At 75.1% G+C, this 20,030-nt stretch carries 13 protein-coding genes and 1 pseudogene; 7 read left to right on the top strand and 7 right to left on the bottom strand.

The window, feature by feature from the left end; genetic code table 11:
* Nucleotides 1-81: 81 nt before the first annotated feature.
* From ABZW10_RS21790 to ABZW10_RS21770, 5 genes are all read right to left on the bottom strand, one after another.
* Entirely contained in the window at nucleotides 82-318 is a 237-nt protein-coding gene (locus tag ABZW10_RS21790; RefSeq protein WP_355368340.1) for a DUF6296 family protein, read from the bottom strand.
* A 76-nt stretch (nucleotides 319-394) separates the two neighbouring features.
* A complete protein-coding gene (locus ABZW10_RS21785; protein WP_355368337.1) occupies nucleotides 395-1,366 on the bottom strand; it encodes an ANTAR domain-containing protein in 972 nt (323 codons plus the stop codon).
* Between the two features lie 113 nt (nucleotides 1,367-1,479).
* On the bottom strand, nucleotides 1,480-3,039 hold the full coding sequence (locus tag ABZW10_RS21780; RefSeq protein WP_355368335.1) for a N,N-dimethylformamidase beta subunit family domain-containing protein: 1,560 nt from the start codon (nucleotides 3,037-3,039) through the stop codon (nucleotides 1,480-1,482).
* Nucleotides 3,040-3,146: 107 nt separating this feature from the next.
* Nucleotides 3,147-3,527 (bottom strand): STAS domain-containing protein, encoded by a 381-nt coding sequence (locus ABZW10_RS21775; protein ID WP_355368333.1) that lies wholly within the window; start codon nucleotides 3,525-3,527, stop codon nucleotides 3,147-3,149.
* A 34-nt stretch (nucleotides 3,528-3,561) separates the two neighbouring features.
* Complete coding sequence (locus tag ABZW10_RS21770) at nucleotides 3,562-4,518, bottom strand: SigB/SigF/SigG family RNA polymerase sigma factor (RefSeq protein ID WP_355368331.1); 957 nt, start codon at nucleotides 4,516-4,518, stop codon at nucleotides 3,562-3,564.
* A gap of 86 nt (nucleotides 4,519-4,604) precedes the next feature.
* On the opposite strand from ABZW10_RS21770, the gene ABZW10_RS21765 reads away from it, so the two are divergent.
* The gene (locus ABZW10_RS21765; protein WP_355368329.1) at nucleotides 4,605-5,165 is read left to right on the top strand and encodes a hypothetical protein; all 561 of its coding nucleotides are present in this window, start codon (nucleotides 4,605-4,607) and stop codon (nucleotides 5,163-5,165) included.
* A pseudogene (locus ABZW10_RS21760) lies at nucleotides 5,137-5,268 on the top strand (hypothetical protein); the annotation flags it as partial. The gene ABZW10_RS21765 and the pseudogene ABZW10_RS21760, both read left to right, overlap by 29 nt.
* A gap of 108 nt (nucleotides 5,269-5,376) precedes the next feature.
* Here ABZW10_RS21760 and ABZW10_RS21755 read toward each other — a convergent pair.
* Nucleotides 5,377-9,984: a multicopper oxidase domain-containing protein gene (locus tag ABZW10_RS21755; RefSeq protein ID WP_355368326.1), complete on the bottom strand. Its 4,608-nt coding sequence runs from the start codon at nucleotides 9,982-9,984 to the stop codon at nucleotides 5,377-5,379.
* A 505-nt stretch (nucleotides 9,985-10,489) separates the two neighbouring features.
* On the opposite strand from ABZW10_RS21755, the gene ABZW10_RS21750 reads away from it, so the two are divergent.
* Nucleotides 10,490-11,155 carry a response regulator transcription factor gene (locus tag ABZW10_RS21750; protein ID WP_355368323.1) on the top strand — a complete coding sequence of 222 codons (666 nt, stop codon included), beginning with the start codon at nucleotides 10,490-10,492 and terminating at the stop codon, nucleotides 11,153-11,155.
* Nucleotides 11,145-12,290, top strand: a complete 1,146-nt coding sequence (locus ABZW10_RS21745; RefSeq protein WP_355368320.1) for a HAMP domain-containing sensor histidine kinase — start codon at nucleotides 11,145-11,147, stop codon at nucleotides 12,288-12,290. Before ABZW10_RS21750 ends, ABZW10_RS21745 begins: the two co-directional genes overlap by 11 nt.
* Before the next feature lie 144 nt (nucleotides 12,291-12,434).
* On the opposite strand, the gene ABZW10_RS21740 is transcribed toward ABZW10_RS21745, so the two are convergent.
* Entirely contained in the window at nucleotides 12,435-15,179 is a 2,745-nt protein-coding gene (locus tag ABZW10_RS21740; protein WP_355368317.1) for a M4 family metallopeptidase, read from the bottom strand.
* A 613-nt stretch (nucleotides 15,180-15,792) separates the two neighbouring features.
* Here ABZW10_RS21740 and ABZW10_RS21735 point away from each other — a divergent pair.
* The 3 genes from ABZW10_RS21735 to ABZW10_RS21725 all read left to right on the top strand — a co-directional run bounded on the left by ABZW10_RS21735 (nucleotide 15,793) and on the right by ABZW10_RS21725 (nucleotide 20,008).
* On the top strand, nucleotides 15,793-17,790 hold the full coding sequence (locus ABZW10_RS21735) for a stealth family protein (RefSeq protein WP_355368314.1): 1,998 nt from the start codon (nucleotides 15,793-15,795) through the stop codon (nucleotides 17,788-17,790).
* 109 nt (nucleotides 17,791-17,899) lie between these two features.
* Entirely contained in the window at nucleotides 17,900-18,574 is a 675-nt protein-coding gene (locus tag ABZW10_RS21730; protein WP_355368312.1) for a hypothetical protein, read from the top strand.
* Nucleotides 18,575-18,667: 93 nt separating this feature from the next.
* The gene (locus tag ABZW10_RS21725) at nucleotides 18,668-20,008 is read left to right on the top strand and encodes a serine hydrolase domain-containing protein (protein WP_355368309.1); all 1,341 of its coding nucleotides are present in this window, start codon (nucleotides 18,668-18,670) and stop codon (nucleotides 20,006-20,008) included.
* The last annotated feature ends 22 nt before the right edge of the window (nucleotides 20,009-20,030 follow it).

The following is a 20,030-nucleotide window of genomic DNA, read 5'->3' as shown; positions in this document are numbered from 1 at the left end:
GGTTTTTTGTGTGGGCGTGTGGGGGGGGGGGGGGGGCGGCCCCCGGGCGGCCCCCGCCCCCGCCACGCTGCGCACGCGCGCTCAGGGCAGCGGCACGGCGTCCAGGCAGGGATGCCGGGCGCTCCCGGCGGGCGCGGTCAGGACGGTGGCCACCTGGCCGGCGATCTCCACCCGGAGGCCGCCGTCGGCGCTCGCCCACACGGGTCTTCCGCCCGGCCCCCGGGTGTCGGTGCGGTGGACGACGACCACGGCTTGTGGCGCGTGTCCCCCGGTCGTGACCGGCAGGGTCACCGCGTAGCGGCGGTTCGGGTCGGTCATGGCCCGCCTCCTCGGGTTCGGCCCCCGCCTGTCGATTGTCCGCGCGGCGGGCCGGACCGCACCTCGGAGCCGCGGATCAGCCCGGCTCCGGGGCCGGGCGGGCGCCCGGGCGGTCCCGGTGGGCCAGGCGGCGGGCCACCGTGCCGAGGTCGGTGTCCAGCCGTTGGGCCAGTTGGGCGAGCAGCATCAGCGCGGTGTGCGGCGCCACCCCGTAGCGCTCCATCACCACGCCCATCGCCAGCCCCGTGCTGTGGCGCCGGTCCAGCAGGTCGGCCACCGTACGGGCCAGCGTCGAGCGGTCCAGGGCGATCGAGGACTGCAGCGCCAGCGCCGCGACCAGCCGCAGGACCGGCGGCCCGGGCTCCTCCGGGGAGCGCAGGTAGGCACTGAAGGCGGTGCACCCGTGCGGGTGGGTGCGCAGGTGGGCCGCGACCACCGTACGGACGCCGCAACGCCGTGCCCGGTCGGTGAACCGCCCGGGCCGTCCCGGTTCGATCCGCAGCACGACCTGCCCCTCCCCCTGGGCGCGGATCCGTGACAGCGGCCCCGCCCCGGCCTCGGCCTGCGCCCGTTCGAGTGCCAGCAGCTGCGGCGATCCCGCCGCCAGGGTGTGCACGGACCCCTCGTCGTGCCAGGTGCTCACCGCCGCTCCGACGCAGTCGGGTACGGCCACCCGGGCGAGGTGGAGCACGTCGCCCAGGGTCGAGAACGACCGCGACCGGCCGTGTTCGCGGGCGGCCAGGTCGCCGAGCGTCGCCAGGAGGCTCTCCGGGAACGCCTCGGCCGTCGCCGCCCCTCCGCCCGGCTCGCCGGAGGGCCGCCCGTCGTGCCCGTCGTGGCCGTCGTGGCCGTCGGGGCCGTCGGGGCCGGAGTCGAGCAGTTCCCTGGCCCGGGCCATCGCGCGGGCCGCGTCCGCCTCCCCGGTGTAGACGCCGATGGTGTAGCCGATGTCCCGCAGCCGCTGCCGCGCGTCGGACGACCGGTCCCCGGCCAGGGCGTCGTGTTCGGCGACCAGCCGCCGCAGCTCCGCGACGTCCACCATGGACATGGCCACCTCCCGGTCACGTGCGCACAGTATGCCCAGGCGGCGACGGACCGTCACGACGACGCGACGTGGAGCAGCCGAGTGGACGCGCTGGGCCCGGTTCGGGGGGCGGTGGCTCAGCCCGGGTAGGTGCCGCGCACGTTGTCCTGGGCCGGGCGGGCGGCGGCGGCCGGGCCGGCGGCGAAGGCCCGCAGCACGTTCTCGGTGACCTGGCGGGTCATCGCGCCGGTGCGTCCGTCCAGGCCGTGGTTGACGCCGGGGGTGGCCGGGCCCTCGGCGTCCAGTGACTCGACCCAGCGCATGGTGCCGCTGGCGAACACGGCGGCGCCGGAGGGGTGGGTGTAGTACGCGGTGTCGGCGTGGGCGCGGCGGCCGTCGCAGACCACGGGCGAGTGGGAGACGATCTCCAGCGGGCGGGGGAAGGAACGGGCGGCGTCGACGGTGTCGTACTCGACGCCCACCAGGTGCTCGAAGGAGTCGCCCGCCGCCACGCCGGTGCCGGCGAACACCCAGTGGCCGGGCGAGGTGACGACGTACGGCGCGTCGACGGGGTAGCCGTCGTACAGCAGGCCGAGCAGGGAGCTCTCGGGGTCGGCGCCGGGGGCGAGGCGGTAGTCGGTGGTGGCCGGGCCGCCGGCCAGGTAGCCGGGGTCCCTGGCCCAGTCGCCCTTCCAGCAGGCCATGACGCGGTCCTCGCCGAGCGGGGACGGCTGGTAGCGCACCCGCCGGTAGCAGCAGTTGGCACCGAGGACGGCCAGGTTGGTGCCGGCGTCGCGGGCCGCGGTGACCGCCGCGCGCTGCTCGGGCGACCAGTACTCGTCGTGGCCCGGCGACAGGACGGCGTGCGCGCCGTCGAGGACCCCGGGGCGGCGGTGCACGTCCACCCCGGTGAGGTAGGAGAGCGGCAGGCCGAGCCGTTCGGCGAGCGCGATCAGCGGCGCCTCGTAGACGAGGAACAGGCCCGCGCCGTCGTAGTCCAGGTAGGGCCGGTCGAAGCTCACCTCCAGCGACCGGGTGGCCAGCCCACCGGACGGGCCGTCGTACAGGTCGTGGCCGCCCCACTGGTTGTACGCCTGCCAGGTGCCGACCGCGTTGACGATCACGACGGTGCCGGCGGTGCTCGCCGAGCGGATCGTCAGCGGCACGTAGCGCTGGCCCGCGCCGCCGTCGGCGTCCAGGCGCAGCAGGTAGCTGCCGGGCGGCCAGCCGGTGGTGTCCAGCTCGGTGGACGGCTGCCAGGCGGTGGTCACCGTGCGGGTGACGGGGTCGACGGCGGCGCGCGGTTGACCGGTTCCCGGCACCGGCCCGGAGCGCCAGACCAGGCGGGCGCGCGCACCGCCGTACCAGCCCATGCGGTAGGCGCTGACGCGAAAGCCGGGGGCGGTGGTGGACACGTGCAGGCGCACGCGTTCGCCGGGCAGCGCGCTGGCCTGCGCGGTGTAGCCCTCGACGGCGTCCGGCGGGCCGGCGGCGGTGATCCGCCAGTCGGCGTTGCCGGGCAGGGCGTTCTCGGCGGCGGCGGGCGAGGAGGACGGCGCGGACGGCGTGGAAGGGGCGGAGGGGGCGGAGGGGGGTGCGGCGGTGGGCGAGCGCGTACAGGCCCCGGCCGCCGCCGCGGCGGCGAGCGTCAGCCCGAGGAACCGTCGCCGCCCCGCCGTTCCGCGTTTCCCGTCCATGCGCCCTCCGCACCCTCGATACCCGCCGACCGACCGTCAGGAGAAAGGATGCGCGAGGGCGTGCCGACCGGGCGGGAGCGACACCGCGGGGCCGTCGCACCGGAGGGTCACGGCGGCACGGTGTCGTGGACGGGGAAGGCGTCGCCGGCACCGGTGAGTTCGAGGACGCGGCGGACCAGCGGCCGGGGGCGGGCGAGTTCGATCCGGCTGCCCCGGGCGCCCGCGCGGCCCGCGGCCTCCAGCAGGGTGCTGACGCCGGTGGAGTCGCAGAACGCCAGGTCGCGGCAGTCGATCACGACGACCGTGCCGGGGACGGCGAGCGCGCGGTCCAGGGCCCGGCGCAGCACGGCGGCGGAGTCCAGGTCGAGTTCGCCGCGCAGGGCGAGGACGGTGCCGTGGGCCCACGGCCGGGCGTGGACGGTGAACGCGGCGCCTTCCTCCGGGGCTGGCCGGGCGGCGTCCGGGGGTCGGGGCCGGCTGCGGGTCATGGCGCCTCCTTCGGTGCGTTCACGGAACCGGTGGTCAGCTCGGCCCGGGCAGGCCGTCCGCGCCGCCGTCCGCCGCCCGGTCCTCCAACTGCTCGCGCAGGTGGGCGAGGGTGGCGGAGAGCAGCCGCGAGACGTGCATCTGCGAGACGCCGATCCGCTCGGCGATCTCGGACTGCGTCCGGTCCTCCCAGAAGCGCAGCTCGAGCACCACCTGCTCGCGGCGCGGCAGCCGCCCGAGCAGGGGCCGGACGGCGGTGCGGAACTCGGCCAGCTCGATGCCGGGGTCGCAGGAGCCGAGCCGGTCCACCAGCGCGCTGCCGGTCTCGTCGGCGTCCTGCTCGCGCAGCGCGTCCAGCGAGTCGGACCGGTAGACCCGGCCGGCGACCAGGCCCTCGACGACCTCGTCGACGGTGAGGTGCAGTTCCTCGGCGATCTCCTCGGGGTGCGGGAGCCGGCCGAGCCGCTGCTCCAGCCGGTCCGAGCCGCGGGCGACGGTCAGGTAGGACTCCTGCATCCGGCGCGGGACGCGGACCGGCCAGGAGGTGTCCCGGAAGAACCGCTTGATCTCGCCGGCGATGGTGGGAATGGCATAGGTGACGAACTCGACCCCGCGCCCCGGATCGTAGCCGTCCACCGCCTTGATCAGGCCGACGGTGCCGACCTGGAGGATGTCGTCCATGTCCTCCGGGCGGTGGCGGAAGCGGCCGGCGATGAAGCGCACCAGCGGCATGTTGAGTTCGATGATGGTGCCGCGGACGTAGCTGTGGGTGTGCGTCTCGCGGGGCAGACCGCCGAGCCGCCCGAAGAGCGCGTCGCTGAGTTCCCGGGCCTCGGTCTTGCCCATGGCCCGCAGCTGCGCCTCGGTGGGGCGCGGGGGCAGGTCCGGCGGCAGGCCGCGCGGCACCGACCCGTCCGGCCGGGTGCGGGGAGCGGTCGACGGGGAGTGCGGAGGGCCGGCGCGGGGGCCGACGCGGAGTGTCGGAACGGACACGGTGGTGCTCCAGGACAGCGGGAACGGCCGGCGGTGGTCCGCCCACGGCCGCTCCGTTGGTGTTGGTACCCAGCGCGGGGTGATTGATGCCGATGTGGGCCGGTTTACTGTCCGCGACCGCCCCACCGCTGTCGTCGTCCCCGGCCGGTCCGCCGCTGCCGGGGCGCGCGTTCGGTGGTGCCATGGAGGTACGGACGACCGGGCCCGCCCCGGCCCCGCACCGAGCCAGGGAGACCGCCGTGGAAACCGTCCTGGGGGACCGCGTCGCGGCCGAGGTCGTCCCGGGCGACGTACTGGCGCTCGCCGAGGGGGACATCGTGCCGGCCGCTGCCCGGATCCTGGAGGCCGCGGCGCTGCTGCTCGACGAGTCGATGCTGACCGGCGAGTCCCTGCCGGTGGCCAAGCAGCCCGCCGGCGCGGGGCACGATGGCGGCGCGCCCGCCGGCGGGGAGCTGTGGGCGGGGACGGTCGTCCTGCGCGGCCGGGCCCTGGCCGCGGTCACCGCCACCGGCGCGGACAGCGCGCTCGGACGGATCGCCGCGCTCCTGCGGCCCCGGCCCGAGCCGCGCGAACCTCTTCCTCCCGCTCGCCGTCCTCGCCTCCGCCGGGCTCACGGCGGCGGCCCTCTACCTGCCCTTCCTGCGTGATGTGCTCGACACGGTGCCGCTCACCTGGTCCGACCTGGCCGCGCCGGCCCTGGTCGGGGTCGTCGGCTTCGCGGCCGCCCGGGTGCGCCGGCACGAGGGCTGAGGGCCCGGTCGACCGCCGACGGACGTCGGACGGTCGACCGGGGATCGAGGGCCGGGCATCGGGGATCGGGGGTCGGGACCGATCAGCCCGGGCCCCGGCCGCCGGGGATCACGGCGCCGGGGTGACCTGCAGCGGGTCCGACACCGACTTCACCGTCATGCCCGGGAACGCGCCGCCGTACCCGACCGTGTTGAGTGCGACGACCCGGTAGAGGTACGGCGTGGTCACCGAGGCCGTCGGGTCGACGAAGGCCCTGGTCCCGTGGGTGTTCGGCTGGTCCAGGGACGACTCGACCGTGCCGACGTCGCTCCAGGTGGTGCCGCCGTCACCGGTGCGCTGGACGACGAAGGCGGTCTCGTTGATCGAGTCGTCCTGCCACTCCAGCCGGATCCGGGCGCTCGCGCCGCTGCCCACGACCGTCGAGCTGAGCCCGGTCGCCCGCCTCGGCGGCAGCGCCAGCACCTGGGGACGCATCATGTCCATCTCCTCGTGACTGAGGATGTGGCAGTGGATGACGTACTCCCAGCCGAAGTTCACCAGCCGGTTGCCGATGGGGTCGGTCGGATTTCCCTGCGGGTCGGTGCTGTTGAACCCGGAGGTGTCACCGAGCGGCATCACCGGGTCGAGCGCCCGTACGGAGTTGGGCACTTCGAACGGCACCGTCGGTACGACCGGGCGCAGCGCGACGATCGTGTCCTCCAGTGGGCTCATCCGCACCGTGTCCTTCCACCCCAGCTCGTTGGCGTCCGGTTTGATGACGATGTTGTCCCAGGTCACCCGGTTGAGGACCTGGACGTCGTAGAGGTGGAAGTGGATCGGGTGGGTGTCCACCCCGTTGTGGGTGAACCGCCAGATCTGCGTGCCGTCCGCGTTGGTGCCGATCGGTGCCACCTTGACGTCCGCCTTGGGCAGGTTCGTGCCGTCGATCAGCTCGGTCGGCGGGTTGACGTACGGGTAGAGCGTGACGTTCTGCGCCCCCGGCGTGGGTGGCGACGCCTCGACGCCGAGGTTGGCCGACATCCGGCCGTACTCGTCGAAGGTCGTCGCGTTCATCTCGTCGTGGATGGCCTTGGGCTGCAGCGGCATCGACATCTTGGTCGTGGGCGCCTTCAGCGTGTTGAAGCCGAAGGACGCCGTGTCGTTGACCCGGACCAGGCCGTCGCAGGACTTGACGGAGCTGTTCCTGATGTTGCAGTTGCTCGCGGCGGGGAAGCTCGTGCCGTACGCCGAGTTGTAGGCCGCCTGTCCGACGATCACCGGGTTCTGGCCGGACTCGAAGACGCCCGAGCCGTCCGCGTGGTGCTTGAAGGCGGCCTGCAGCTTCGTCAGGTTGAACGCCGGAGCCGGCGCCGTGTCCGCGATGGTCACCTGCATGACGGTGCGGGTGTTGGGACCGTACCCCGGCAGGATCCTGGGTGCTCCGCCGGACGGGGTGAGGTCGGGGGCGCCCGTGTAGTAGTCGTACGACGAGATGCGGGCCGGGTAGGCGGCGGGCGCGTCGTTGTAGAGGATGAGCGTCTTGCCGGCGAACTTGGAGAAGTCGACCAGCACGTCGGCGCGTTCGGCCGGTGCGACGGTCAGCGAGTGCTTGTCCACGTTGCCGACGTCGAAGCGCGTCGGGTCGGTGATCCAGGTCGTCGGCTGCTGGCCGTCGATGACGGCCGGTGCCGGCAGGAAGCCGCCCTCACTGGCGATCTGGATCCAGTCCGGACCGGCGGAGTCGTTGTTGGCGTCCGCCGGGGTGGGCGAGACATTGGGGTCGGTCTGGGCGGCCGCCAGCTCGTCCGGGTTGAGCGCCACCTCGGTCGTGCCGTCGCCCTGCTTCGGATCGGCCTTGTACCACTGGAAGTTGAAGAACCGGTCGTTGGCGGCGTTGAGCAGCCGCAGCCGGTAGGTCTTCGGCTGCAGCGTCACCTTCGGGTAGGCGACCCCGTTGACGACGGGCGTGTCGTTGAACTGCTCCATGCCCATCGAGACGTTCGGCGTGCCGGGGATCTGCTCCGGCTCGCAGTACGGCGCGACCTGGTACTGCCAGGTCGCCGGGTCGTCCAGCTTGCAGCGCGGGTCGTGGTAGGGGTTGGCGATCGGCCCGTACTTGGTGTCGCCGGCCGGCGGCCAGAACCACGGCCCGTACATCCAGCGGCCGTAGGAGCTCATGCCCGACGGGTCGCCGGGGTTCTGCGCCGGCATGTAGACGTGGTGGTACCAGAAGCTGCCCTTGCCGCCCCAGCGCGCGGTGTCCCAGGTGGGGTCCTGGCCGTAGGCCACGGTCTTTCCGGTGGCGTCCTCGCGGTCCTTGAGCTGTGTGTCGTCCGGTACGAAGGTGCGGTCCTGGACGAGCAGCGGGATGGTGTCGGCCGCGCCGGGGATCGTGCCGCCGGCGACCAGCGCCTTCTCGGTGTCGTCGGTGATGGTGTAGCCGGCCGCCTCGCCGGCGTACACGTTCAGCCGGGTGATGCCGTAGGAGTGGTCGTGGTAGAACATCAGCCGCGCGCTCTGCTGGTTGGTGTAGTAGAAGGTCGAGCAGCCGTCGTCCTGGGCGGCGCAGAGCTCGGCGCCGGTGGCGTCCAGCATGTCCGGCACGTTCCGCACGCTGACGCCCTGCGGCCACGGGGTGGCCTCGCCGGCCGGGGTGATCCACTGGTGCGGGGTGCCGTCGCTGATCCACGGGGTGACGCCGCCGTGCAGGTGCAGGGTGGCTCGGTTGTCCTTGAAGCAGTCGGCCTTGTCCCCGGTGCAGGCCGGATTGCGCACCCCGTCCGTGACGGTGCCGTCGTTCGTCGGCGGAGACATCGTCATCGGACCCGCTCCGGCGCCCATGCCGGTGCTGTCGACCGGCAGGAACAGGTCACCGGCGGCGCCGGTGGGCAGCAGGTTGCGGAACACCACGCGGACCGGCCGGTCCTTGGTCGCGGTGATCAGCGGGCCCATCCACTGCGGCGAGGTCACGCCCGTGTACGGCAGCGGTTGCCGGGTGCCGTCCATCAGCTCGTTGTAGAGCGGGACCCGGCGGCCGGGCACCGCGTCGGTCGACAGCTGCACGTAGCCCCGCACCAGGGTCGGCGGCAGGTCGGAGGAGAACCGGGTGAGGTACTGGACCAGGCCGATGACGTACTCGTCGGCCGGCCGGCCGCCGGTGGTGACGGGCTTCGGCACGGCGACCGGGACGAACTTCTCCGACGGGTCCGTCGACGGCGCCCGCAGCTGTGCGACGTCGGGGCAGCCGGTGCCGTCCGTCCCGGGGTCGCAGGTCAGCGGCAGGGTGTCCTGGAACTTCTTCATCCCGACCGTGAGGTAGCCGGCGCCCGGGGCGGTGACCTCGATCCCGCTGATCGCCCCGGTGTCCGTCACCGCCCGCGCCGCCGCCCCGCTGCCGCCCCGGCCCGTCGGGTCGGTGACGGTGACGGCGGGCTCCGCGGTGTAGTCGGACCCGATCGCGTCCACCCTCACCTCGACGAGCTTCAGTCCGGCGGCGGCCGTCGCCTTCGTCGCGCCGGGGATCGGGTCGGCCGGCGTCCCGTTGCGGATCACCACGCCGGGTGCGCCGCTGTAGCCGCTGCCGGGCTCGTCGACGGTCACCTTGGTGACACTGCCGTCCGCGGTGAGATCGGCCGGATCGACGTGGCCCTTGGCCACCGTGCCGTTCGGGTCGTCGGGGAGGTCGAAGTCGACCGTCGGCATGGTGTAGCCCGCCCCGCCGTCGGTGACCGCCACGGCGCCCACCCCGCCGGAGGCGGTCGCGGTGGCACCGCTGCCGCCACCGCCGGTGATCGCGACCGCGAAGCCGCCGTAGCCGCTGCCGCCCGCGTCGACCGTGAGGCCGACCACCGCCCCGGTCGCCTTGACGGTGGCCTTCGCGGTGGCCGCCGTGGTGCCGCCCTCGACGGTGACCGAGGTCGCGCCCGCGGCGTAGTGCCGCCCGGGCGAGGTCACCTCGATGCCGGTGATGCCGCCGGTCCGCGGGTCGACGGTGGCCGTCGCCGTGGCACCGGTCCCGGTGCTCGCCGGAACGACCTGCGCCCCGAAGGAGTACCGCCGGTCCTGCACCGGGTAGCGCGGGTGGGCGGTGGAGCCCGGCGTGACCGTGCCGCCGACGGCCGGCGGCACGCTGGTCGGCGGGTTCGTGGCACCGTCGACCCCGGCCGGGTACAGGAAGGTGTCGGGCGCCGAGCCGACCCCGGTGTCGACCGGGACGCCCTGGCCGTAGAAGCCGATGACGTCGCCGGCCTGCACGGCGACGTCGGGGACCTCGTAGGTCGCGATCTCCCCGGTCCCCGCGGCCGGCCTCGGCACCGTCCTCGGCCCGCTGTCGGCCACCACGGTGTAGCCGCCCGGTGTGCCGCCCGGACGCAGCAGGTAGCCGTGGAAGAGGCCGCCTTCGGAGGCCGTCGGGCTGCCGCCCGGCGTGGCCTGGTTCCAGGTCCGGAAGCTCTTGAGGGTGCCGGCGGGCAGCGGAGACCCGTCCAGGACGACGAGGACCGGCCCGAGTTCGCCCGGCGGTGTCGCGAAGTCGGTCGCGTACGCCCGGTCGACCAGCGGGTTTCCGACCTCCATGGCGGTGGTCCCGATGACCACCTTCGCCCTGGAGGAGGTCAGCGGGCTGTTGGCCCAGTTCGGCCACGGGCCGAAGTAGTGCGGGGCCTTCGTCCCGTCCACGGCGCCGCCCGACCCGTGGTGGACGGCCTCCTGTGCCCGGTCGAGCAGGGACATCGGCATCGCCAGCGCCGCCACCATCGTCCCGGCGCCGAACAGCGCGAAGGTGCGCCGCCTCGACGTCCTCGCCGCCCTCGTCGCTCTCGGCGTCCTCGTCGCTCTCGTTTCCCGTTTCGTGAACACGCCTTCCCTCTCCCTCGGCGAGCTGCCGCCGCTCTCGCGCCCGGACCCGGCTCCCCGTCCCGCCGGAGGCCGGCGGCGAGGAGGGGCACGGGCCCGCGTCACCGGCCGGTGACGCGCGCGCGACAAGCCTGGGGCCGGCCGGCGGGGACGGGGGCGAAGATGACAGGTCTCTCATCCGGCCGTCATGACGGCGCCGCGGGGCCGGGCGCGCACGGGCACTGACGCCGTGCCACCGCGTCGGCCGCGAGTGGGGGCGAACCGGGGTGATCCGGGCGCCTGCGACCGATCGTCGACGATGCTCCGCCGCGGCGCTTGTAGGATCCGGCGCAGCCGCGGATGACAGCCCAGGGGACGAGTGCGGCCGGGGAGGAGACGGGAGCCCGTCATGGCACGGCTGTTGGTCGTCGAGGACGAGGCGCGGTTACGCGCCTACCTGCGTCGCGTGCTGGAGGCGGACGGGCACGCCGTCGACGCCGCGGAGTCCGGCCCGCAAGCCGTGCAGCGGCTGAGCGGCGGCGGGTTCGACCTGATCGTGCTCGATCTCATGCTGCCCGGGTTCGACGGCTTCGAGGTGATGCGGCAGGCTTTCGACCGGCGGGCCGACCAGCGGGTCCTCGTGCTGTCCGCCGTGATGGACGTCGCCACCCGGGTCCGCTGCCTGCGGCTCGGGGCGGTCGACTTCCTCGGCAAGCCCTTCGCGACGGCGGAGCTGGTGGAGCGCGTGCGGACCAGGCTCCGGACGCCCGGCGCCGGCGCGCCCCAGCGGTGGCTCCGGGTCGGGGAGGTCACCCTCGATCTCGAACGGCAGGCGATCAGCCTCGCCGGGCGGGAGGTGCCCCTGTCGCACCGCGAGTTCATGCTGCTCGGTCATCTGATGCGGCGGGCCGGTGAGGTGTGCAGCCGGCGTGAACTCCTCGCGGGCGTCTGGGGCCACACCGACGAGCTCGGGAGCAATGTGGTCGACGCGACGGTCCGCCGGATCCGCGGCAAGGTGCCCCGGCCGGTCATCGAGACGGTGCGCAACGTCGGGTACGCCTTCAGTGCCGGCTGAGCGCGGGCGGCCGGTCTTCGCCGGGAGGCGGCTCTTCGCCGGGTGGGTGCTGTTCGCCGGGGGCAGCCAGCTGCTGCTGTTCGTCGAACCCGCCCTGGAGACCCTGGTGTTCCACCTGGTGTGGATCAGCATGTCGATCGTCTACGGCCTCCAGAACTGGTCGGTGCGCCGCACGTCCGCCGTGTTGGCCGTGGTCACCCTGGTGACGGGCGCCGCGCTGGGCCGGTTCGTCGCGCAGGGCCACGCCGAGTGGGACGAACTCGCCGAGGTCCCGCTGATGGCACTGGTCTTCCTCAGCATGGTGTGGCACGTGCGACGGCGGGCCGCCGCCCTCGCGCAGACCCGGGAGCTCGTCGAGCGCGAACGCCGGGCGCAGGAGGTCAAGGAGCTCTTCGTGCGCAACTGCTCGCACGAGATGCGTACGCCGATCACGGTGGCCCGCTGCTACGCGGAGATGGTCCGCGACGGGCCGGCGACCCCGGACAGCCGGGAGGACCTCGATGTGGTGGTGGACGAGCTGGACAAGCTCGGCCGGCTCGCCGGGCGGCTGCTCGTCCTGGCCGACGCCTACGAGCCCACCGGCTTCGAGTGGGCCCCCGTCGACCTCGGCTCCCTGCTGCGGCGGACCGTCCAGCGGTGGCGGCCGGCCTCGGAGCGCAACTGGCTCCTGGACGCGCCCCGCGTCCTGGTCGAGGGCGACGAGTCCCGCCTCGAAGCGGCGCTCGACGCCCTGGTGGAGAACGCCGTGAAGTTCACCGTGGACGGGGACACCATCGCACTGCGCTGTCGCCCGGCCCGTGCCGGCGCCGTGGTCGAGGTGGAGGACGGCGGGATCGGCTTCGCCCGGTCACGGGCCGACGACGGCGGCGGCGCCCCGCCCCCGGCGTCGGGGCGTCCCGGCACCGGGCTCGGCCTGGCGATCGCGCGCGCCGTCGTCGCGGGGCACGGCGGAACCCTCACCGTCGTCTCCGAGCCGCCGAACGGTTCGCTGCTGCGGATCACGCTGCCGCCGCATCCCCCGGCCTCCGCTCCGGCACCGTTCCCCGCCGGTGTGCCGGGGGTTCGCGGGTTGGGACGGGGCTTCCCCCGGCGGCGGGGTCACGACGCCGCCGGCTCGCCGCGCCGCGTGCGGTGAGCGGGGGCCCCGTCCTTCGGATCACGCCGGAAGGCCCGCCCGGCCGCCGCGGGTGCGGCGGCCGGACGGGCGACCGAGGGGCGGACGGGGGCCGGGCGCCGGGGTCGGGCGCCCTGGTTCGGCCTCCGGGGCAGCCGCCTCCGGTCAGCAGGTGCCGGCCGCGCGCTCGCGCACGACCAGGTCGGTACGGCCCGCCGTGGCGTCCAGCCAGAGCACCCGGGTGCCCCGGTCGGCCACCGGCGCGTACTGGCCGCCGCGGTTGCAGGAGACCCGCTCGGGGGTGCCGCCGGTGAGCGGGAGCTGCCAGAGCTTCGGCAGGTCGGTGTTCTTCATGGTGTCGCTCACCCGGCCGCCGGCGTAGCCGAAGGTGACGGCCCGGTCGGTGGCGGTGAGGGCGGTGATCCGGCGCGGCGCGGTGGTGCTGCCGGGCAGCACGTCGACCGCGGCGGAGCCGTCCGGGGCGCCGGAGCGGATCGAGCTGCCCCGGGACTGGTCCGTGGGCGTCTCCACCCAGAGCAGACGGCCGCCGGCGAGCCGGGTCCCGGAGACCCGGGTGGTGTCGGGCGCCGGGTACTGGGCGAGGGTCCGGCCTTCGGCGATCGAGTAGACGGTCGGCGCGCTCACCGTCCGCTCGCCGACCTGCCAGCTCTCGGTCCAGGCGAGCAGGCCGTCCTTGAGGGTGAGATCGGCGGCGGCGTGGCCGTCGGGCAGCGGGACGGCGGTCACCGGGGCGCCGTCCCGGGACAGCTGCGGCCAGGTCCGGCCGGTGCCGAAGTCGTTCGACAGGAAGGCCACGTCCGCGCCGGAGATCCGCACGTCGCCGAGGTACTGGTTGGCGGCGCTGTGGACGCTGCGCGTCGGCCCGCCGTCGAGCGGCCGGGCGAACACCTCCATGCCCCACTGGCCGTTCGCGCCCTGGCCCATCGCCGCCCAGGCGGCGGTGGTGCCGTCGGTGGCGGGCCAGCCGTGCGAGCGGCCGTCGTCCGGGCTGAGCCGGACCGGCTCGGCGGAGCCGGTGACGGAGCCCGCGTAGACGCCGAGGCTGCCCCGGCCGCCCTTCTCCGTGGTGGCCGCCACCCAGCGGCCGGCGGCGGCGTCCGGCGCGATGCTCTCGGTGGACAGCTCGCGCAGCAGCGACCGGCTGTCCACGCCGATCCGCCGCTGCCAGCCGGCCTTGATCCCGTGGGCGTCGAAGGCCCCGGCCACGGTCCGCAGCTGGGCGCGGTCGAGGCCGAGCGCGCGGCCCGCGGCGAGCACCGCGCCGCGGGCGTCCACGAAGTCGTCGAGCGGGGTGAGGTACTCGGCGAGCGCGCGGTACACCAGGCGGTCGGCGGTGAGCGGGTCGAGGGCGCGCCGGATGTCCCACAACGCGCCCGAGAAGATGGTGGAGTTGAGGTGCACGCCGCCGTTGTCGACGCCCGCGGGCGCCCCGGTGTAGTCGGCGACGGTGGTGCGGCCGTCGTCCAGCCGGCGGACGGCGCAGGCCTCCGGGGTGCCGGCGCGGCAGAGGTCCTCGCCGAGCAGCGCGGCCCGCGGATCGGTCATCGGGATACCGCGGCTGGTCACCTCGATGGCGTTGCCGAAGTAGTCGGCGACGGCCTCGTCGAGGGCCCCGGACTGGCCGAGGTAGACGAGCTGCGCCGTGTGCTTGACCACGCCGTGGGTCATCTCGTGGCCGGCCACGTCACGGGCGGCGGAGAACGGGTGGTACGTCCCGGTGCCGCCGCCGTAGATCATCTTCTGGCCGTCCCAGTAGGCGTTCTGCAGGGGCTCGCCGAAGCTGGTGACGTTGACGACGGAGGTGATCGGGCCGTTGTCGCCGTCGATCCCGGCCCGGCCCAGGCGGGTGCGGTAGAAGTCGTCGACGGCGGCGGCGTTGAGGTGCGCGTCGGTGGCACCGCTGGTGCCGGTCGAGGCCGGGAAGTCGGGGCCGGCCGAGGCGGCCGGACGGGCGTCGGCGGGCAGGCCGCCGTTGAAGTCCAGGACCTCCCGGCCCGCCGCGTCGTAGGTGGTGATGACGGCGGGGCGGGTGAGGTCGGTGAGCTGGTAGCTGCCGTCGGGGAGGCGGCCGACGTTCACCGGCACGGAACGGCCGAGGGCGTCCGGGGCGGTGCCGGTGGCGGGTTCCACGGCCGCGGTGGCGGCTGCGGCCGCGACGGCTCCGCCGGGGGCGGCGGCTGCGGCGGCCCGGTACGGGGCGCGCACGTCGTAGGCGAGGGCGAGCCGGCCGGTGGTCGCGTCCACGAACACCTCGCGCGCCGTCGCCGCCCACACCGCCGGGTCGGTGCCGCGCACGGTGAAGTGGCGGGCGAGCCGGCCGGCGCCGCCGGGCAGCACCACCGGGCCGTGGTCCTCCGCCGTGGCGCCCTCCCGGCCGGCAGGGTCCTCGATCGCGGCGAGCGCGAGCCGGCGCAGTACCTCGTCCGGGACGCTGGACACGGTCGGGGCGGTGAGCCCGGTGAAGTACTTGCCGCCGACCGACTCGACCCGCTGCCCGCCGCCCTCGCCGGCCAGGTGGACGAGGTAGGCGGCCCCGAAGACCGGGACGCCCCCGTGCTGCTGCGTGAACCTGACGGTGCGACGGCCGTCGGCGGCCCGTTCGGTCCCGGTCTCCACGAGCTGCGCCGGGTCGACCCGGTAGCGGTCCCGGTACGCCGCCAGGTGGGCGCGCGCCGCATCGGCCGGGGTGCCGCCGGCGGCCGGCTCGGCCAGGCCGGTGACCAGCTGCGGGGCGGCGGTGTCCGTTCCGGCCACCAGGCCCGGGACGGGGTCGGGGTCGGCGGCCGGGGCGGCCCCGGCCGCCGCCGCGGGCGGCACGCCCAGGCCGAGGCCCAGAACGGCGGCGATCGCCGCGCCGAGCAGTTTGGGCGAACGGGAACGCTGGTGCACTGCGGTCCTCCCACAGGAAACGGAGGGCCCGGCCGTACGCCGGACCACACGTGTACGGCGGGCGCCCACGCCCCACGGCTCGTCCGTTCTCCGGAACCGATCGCCCGCCTGGCGAGAACCATAGGACAGCTCTCGTCATATGTCGACCATCTGCATATGCAGACCGACGGGATGCGGGTCGGCCGGGACCCGGCGGCGGGGAGGCTTGGCAATGTTCAGGTCATAAGGGGGTCAAGGCCGCTAAATCGGGAAGTACGTGACGATCCGTCAGACTTGTCGCGCGCCATTTCAAATGCCGAGGAGACCGTCCCCCATTTCCTCCACAGCGCCGAATGGACACGCGATTGTTACCATCGATCAACACAAAATTCTCCTGGTCGCATACGATCCCCTGCGAACCGCAATTCGCCCGACCCGCGCCCCGCCGGGCGCCATGAACCACCTGTGAGGACCCTCCGCAGCAGTGGGGCCAGGCCGGACCACCGGCCGCCCGACCGCTCCGGACAGCAAGGAGAACCGTTCCGGGCCGCCCGGGCCGACGGCCCCGCCGAATTCTTCGTCGGGGACACGTAAAAGGCCCGGCACCCGGACCATCAGCCCCCTGGAGCTTCCTTTGCCCATTCGCCCTGCCGACCTCACGGCCAGGATGCGCCCGCTGGCCGCTCTGGCCCGCCGCCGTCGGCCGGCCGACGGCACGCCCGCCGGACCCACCGCCGCCCCGGAGGAGGCCCTGCCCGACGCCGGAGCGGACGAGGCCGGAGCGGACGAGGCCGGACCGGACGGGACCGGGCACGCGGAGTCCCGGCAGGACACGCAGGACACCGGGCGGCAGGAGCCGCGGTCGCCGTACGAGCTGCTCGGCGAGGAGCGCTCGGCCCGGGAGGCGGAGCTGCTCGGCACGCTCCCGGGTGTCGTCCGCCACCGCGACCACCTGGCCGAGGAGCGCCGGACGCTGCTGCCCGGCGACCGCCGGGACAGCAACCTGGCCGAGGTGGGCAGGGCGGTGCGGACGGCCGGCCTCCCGCACGGCATCGTGCCCGACCGCCACCCGCGGCACCGGTTGGCGATCAGCCCGGGCGACCGGCCCGCGGTGCTCCGGGCGCTCGCTGACGCGTTCGCCGGCGAGGCCGTCTACGCCGACCTCCTGGAGCACGGGCGCACCCTCACCACGGTGCTCGCCGAGCAGCTGCCCCGCGCGGTCGCCCTCCTGGAGGCCGGGCCGGAGGACAGCTCGCCGGACACCCGGGAGGCCCCCGGGCACACCCCCGGGGACGCGCCGGAGGACCGGGACGGCGAGCCGGCCACGGAAGAGGCCGGGCCGTCCTGGCCGGCCGACCGGGTCAAGGGCGTGCGGATCTACCGCCCGGCGGTGATCGGCACCCTGCTGTACGGCCCCGAGACCGGCTGCGACGTCGAGTTCTGGGACTCCGCCGCCCCCGGCCCCGGCGCCATCGCCTCGATCGACGAGACCCCGTTCGGCTGGTGGGTGCCCTCGCTGGAGGCCACCGCGAGCACGACCGTCGGCGGCCGGCCGTTCCCGCTGCTCGACGTGTTCGCCACCTCGCTGCCCGACCAGGTCGACTTCCCGATCGACGCCGTGATCACCTGGGTCGACGACGCCGACCCCGCCTGGCAGGAGCGCCGGGCCGCCGCCCGCGCCCGGCTGGCGCACACCGCGGGCCCGATCGCCGAGGAGGACGGCGTCGCCGAGAGCGGCATCGCGGGCGACGCCGACCAGCGCTTCCGCAACCGCGACGAACTGCGCTACTGCCTGCGCGCCCTCGCCGCGCACGCGCCGTGGATCCGCCGGATCCACCTGGTCACCGACGACCAGACACCGAGCTGGCTGGACACCGAGCACCCGGACCTGACCGTCGTCCCGCACCGCGCGCTGTTCGCCGGCACCGACGCGGGCCCGGTGTTCAACTCCCACGCCATCGAGACCCGGCTGCACCTCGTCCCGGGGCTCACCGAGCACTTCCTGTACCTCAACGACGACGTCTTCCTCGGCCGCCCGCTCGTCCCGGAGGACTTCTTCCTCGGCAACGGCATGCCGCGCTACTTCCCCGACGACCGGATCATCCCGCCCGGCGCCAACGAGCCCGGTGACTCGATCTACGTCGCCGCGCAGAAGAACACCCGTGCCGCCCTGGCCGCCGCCGTCGGGAAGACCTACCCGCGCACCCTCAAGCACTCGCCGCACCCGCTGCGCCGCAGCGTGCTGGCCGAGAGCGCGGAGCGGTTCGCGGCGCAGCTGCACGACACCGTCCGCTCGCCGTTCCGCTCGGCCGAGGACCTCGCGCCGGTCACCCTGGCCATCCACTACGGCCACGCGACCGCCCGCACCGTCGAGGGCCACCTCTACGACGGCTACTTCGTCACCGACAGCACCGAGGACCTCGGCCGGCTCGCGCAGCTCCACGAGGAGCGCTGGGCGGACTACTTCTGCCTCGCCGACGGCACCCGCGACCTGCTGGCGCCCGAGGAGCAGGAGCGGGCCGTCACGGACTTCCTGCGGGCCTACTTCCCGGTGCCCTCGCCCTTCGAGCGCCGCGAAGCGGCGCCCGGGCGGCCGGCCGCCGCGGCCGACGGGCCCGTCGACCAGGACTGACGCCCGGCGCGTGGCGTGCGTCTCATCGGTGCCGCGACCGGGTCCGTCCGGCTCCGTACCGTGATGAGATACCCCGAACGAGTGATGGCCGCCGGCCGGGGGGTACGCAGTGAGGACCAAACTGATCGGGCTGGGACCGGACACGGGCGCGCCGGACCTCATCGGCGTGGGGCTGGTCCGCCTCGCCGTGGAGGAACGGCTGACGCCCGCGGCCGCCCCCTGGCTGGCGCCGCTGCGGGCCGCCTCGTTCGCCGACGCCTGGCTCACCTTCGGCGACCCGGCGGCGCCCGGACTGCGGGTGCCGGCCGAGGCCGTCCTGCAGGCGGTGGTGCGCCGGGCGGCGGAGCTGGTGCTGCGGCGCCACGGCGGGGACGGCCCGGCCGCCCTGGAGCAACTGGGCCGGGAGTCGGCCGAGGCGCGCGAGTGGGCCCGGCTCGCGGAGGTGTGCCACCCGGCCGAGCCGGCCGCGCTGGTCCTGCTCTGGCACGGGGTCCGCTCGGCCACCGCCGGGACCGGCCCCATCGCGGCGGCCGAGCGCGCGTCCCACACGGCGGCCGTCGCCGCCCGGTGCGGGGCCTACGTCCGGGACCACTGCCGCCGTCAGGACCTGCTTGCCCTCGTCCTGGCCTGCGCGCGCTCCGCCGCCGCCGCGCTGGCGGACCTCACCGACGACGACCGGGACCGGGCCCTGGCCGAGCTGGACGCCCAGGCGGCCCAGTACATGGCCCCCACCGCCCCGGTGCCGCTCTGGGTCCCGGGCCGCCCCGCCGGGCCCGCGTCCTGACGGCACGTCACCTCCGGGCGACCCCGGCGGCGGTCGTTCGGAGACGGAGCACTATCGTTCGACCGACGGGCAATCCGATCGGGAGGTCGCCGCATGCCGGGCAGGGTGGACGGGCTGGACGGGCTGGACGAGTTCTGCGCGGAGGCGCTGGCCGAACACGGCTGCGCGTCCGTCTCCGTCGCGGTGGCCCAACGCGACGAAGTCGTCCTCGCCCGGGCCTACGGCCACGCGAGCGTCGCCGACCGGCGGCCGGCCACCGCGGAGACGGTCTACGGGCTGGCCTCCGTCACCAAGGCCTTCACCGCCACCGCCGTCTGCCTGGCCGCCGAGGACGGCCTGCTGGACCTCGACGCCCCGATCCCCGGCGGCTTCCGGTGGACCGCGCCGACGCCGCGCCAACTGCTGCGGCACCGCGGCGGGTTCCCGGCGTTCTACAGCTTCCACTACGGCACCGGCCCGCTGCCCGTCGACCTCGACCGCTACCGCACGCTCGTCCGCGAGCCGGGGACCGGCTTCGAGTACTCCAACCTGGGCTACCAGGAGCTGGGCCGGCTGCTGGAGGCCGTGACCGGCCAGGACCTGGGCGACCACCTGCGGGAGCGGATCGCCGAACCGCTGGGCCTCGGGAGCTTCGGGTTCGGGCCGGCCCACCCCGGGCCGGCGCCCGTCGCCGAGCGCTACTCCGCCGACGGCCGCGCCTACCCCACCTGCTTCACCGGCCACCCCGCCGCCGGGGCCGGCTGGGCGACCGCCGGCGACGTCGCGCTGTTCGCCCGCACCGCCTCCCGGCTGCTCGAACCCGCCACGGTCGCGGCCATGGACGACGCCCTGCCGATCGACGAGCGGCTCGGCTACGGGCTCGGCCGGATCGTCTCGCGCGGCCCCGGACCGGTGGTCCACAGCCACGGCGGCGGCATGGGCGGCATCGCGACGATGATGATCGACATCCCCGAGCGGGAGACCTCGGTGGCCGTCCTGACCAACTCCACCGCCAAGGCGGCCCGCGACGCCGTCGTCGGGCACCTCGTGGGCATCCTGGCGCCCGGTTTCTCCAACGACCAGGTCAACCCGGCCGTCGAGCGGACCCGCCCGACGGCCCTGGCGCCGGGCGTCTGGACCGGGGAGATCGGCACCGCGGAGGGTGACATCCCGCTGCGGATCGGGATCCTGGCCGACGGCCGGGTGGAACTCCGGCTGGCCGACGGCCCGGCCGTCACCGCGCCGGGCACCGCGTCGGAGCGCTGGGACCTCCTCGTGAGCGCCCCGCTGCAACTGCCCACCGCCGACGCCCGGATCAACAGCCCGAGCACTGCGCTCGAACTGCGGGCCGAGCGGGACCGGCTGGCCGGCCGGGCCGTCGCGTTCAAGGACGGCGACCGGGACGGCCGGCTGGGCTCCTACCTGGTCCATCCCTGCGCACTGAGGCCGTGCTGAGAACGCGCCGACGCCGGGACCG

The organism is Kitasatospora sp. NPDC004723 (genome assembly GCF_040609255.1).
Classification (GTDB): domain Bacteria; phylum Actinomycetota; class Actinomycetes; order Streptomycetales; family Streptomycetaceae; genus Kitasatospora.
This window is presented reverse-complemented; position numbering and strand designations above follow the sequence as displayed.

Coding starts and splice junctions, on each gene's coding strand:
- ABZW10_RS21790 (WP_355368340.1), bottom strand. CDS start 318: ATGACCGACCCGAACCGCCGCTACGCGGTGACCCTGCCGGTCACGACC.
- ABZW10_RS21785 (WP_355368337.1), bottom strand. CDS start 1,366: ATGTCCATGGTGGACGTCGCGGAGCTGCGGCGGCTGGTCGCCGAACAC.
- ABZW10_RS21780 (WP_355368335.1), bottom strand. CDS start 3,039: ATGGACGGGAAACGCGGAACGGCGGGGCGGCGACGGTTCCTCGGGCTG.
- ABZW10_RS21775 (WP_355368333.1), bottom strand. CDS start 3,527: ATGACCCGCAGCCGGCCCCGACCCCCGGACGCCGCCCGGCCAGCCCCG.
- ABZW10_RS21765 (WP_355368329.1), top strand. CDS start 4,605: ATGCCGATGTGGGCCGGTTTACTGTCCGCGACCGCCCCACCGCTGTCG.
- ABZW10_RS21755 (WP_355368326.1), bottom strand. CDS start 9,984: ATGCCGATGTCCCTGCTCGACCGGGCACAGGAGGCCGTCCACCACGGG.
- ABZW10_RS21750 (WP_355368323.1), top strand. CDS start 10,490: ATGGCACGGCTGTTGGTCGTCGAGGACGAGGCGCGGTTACGCGCCTAC.
- ABZW10_RS21725 (WP_355368309.1), top strand. CDS start 18,668: ATGCCGGGCAGGGTGGACGGGCTGGACGGGCTGGACGAGTTCTGCGCG.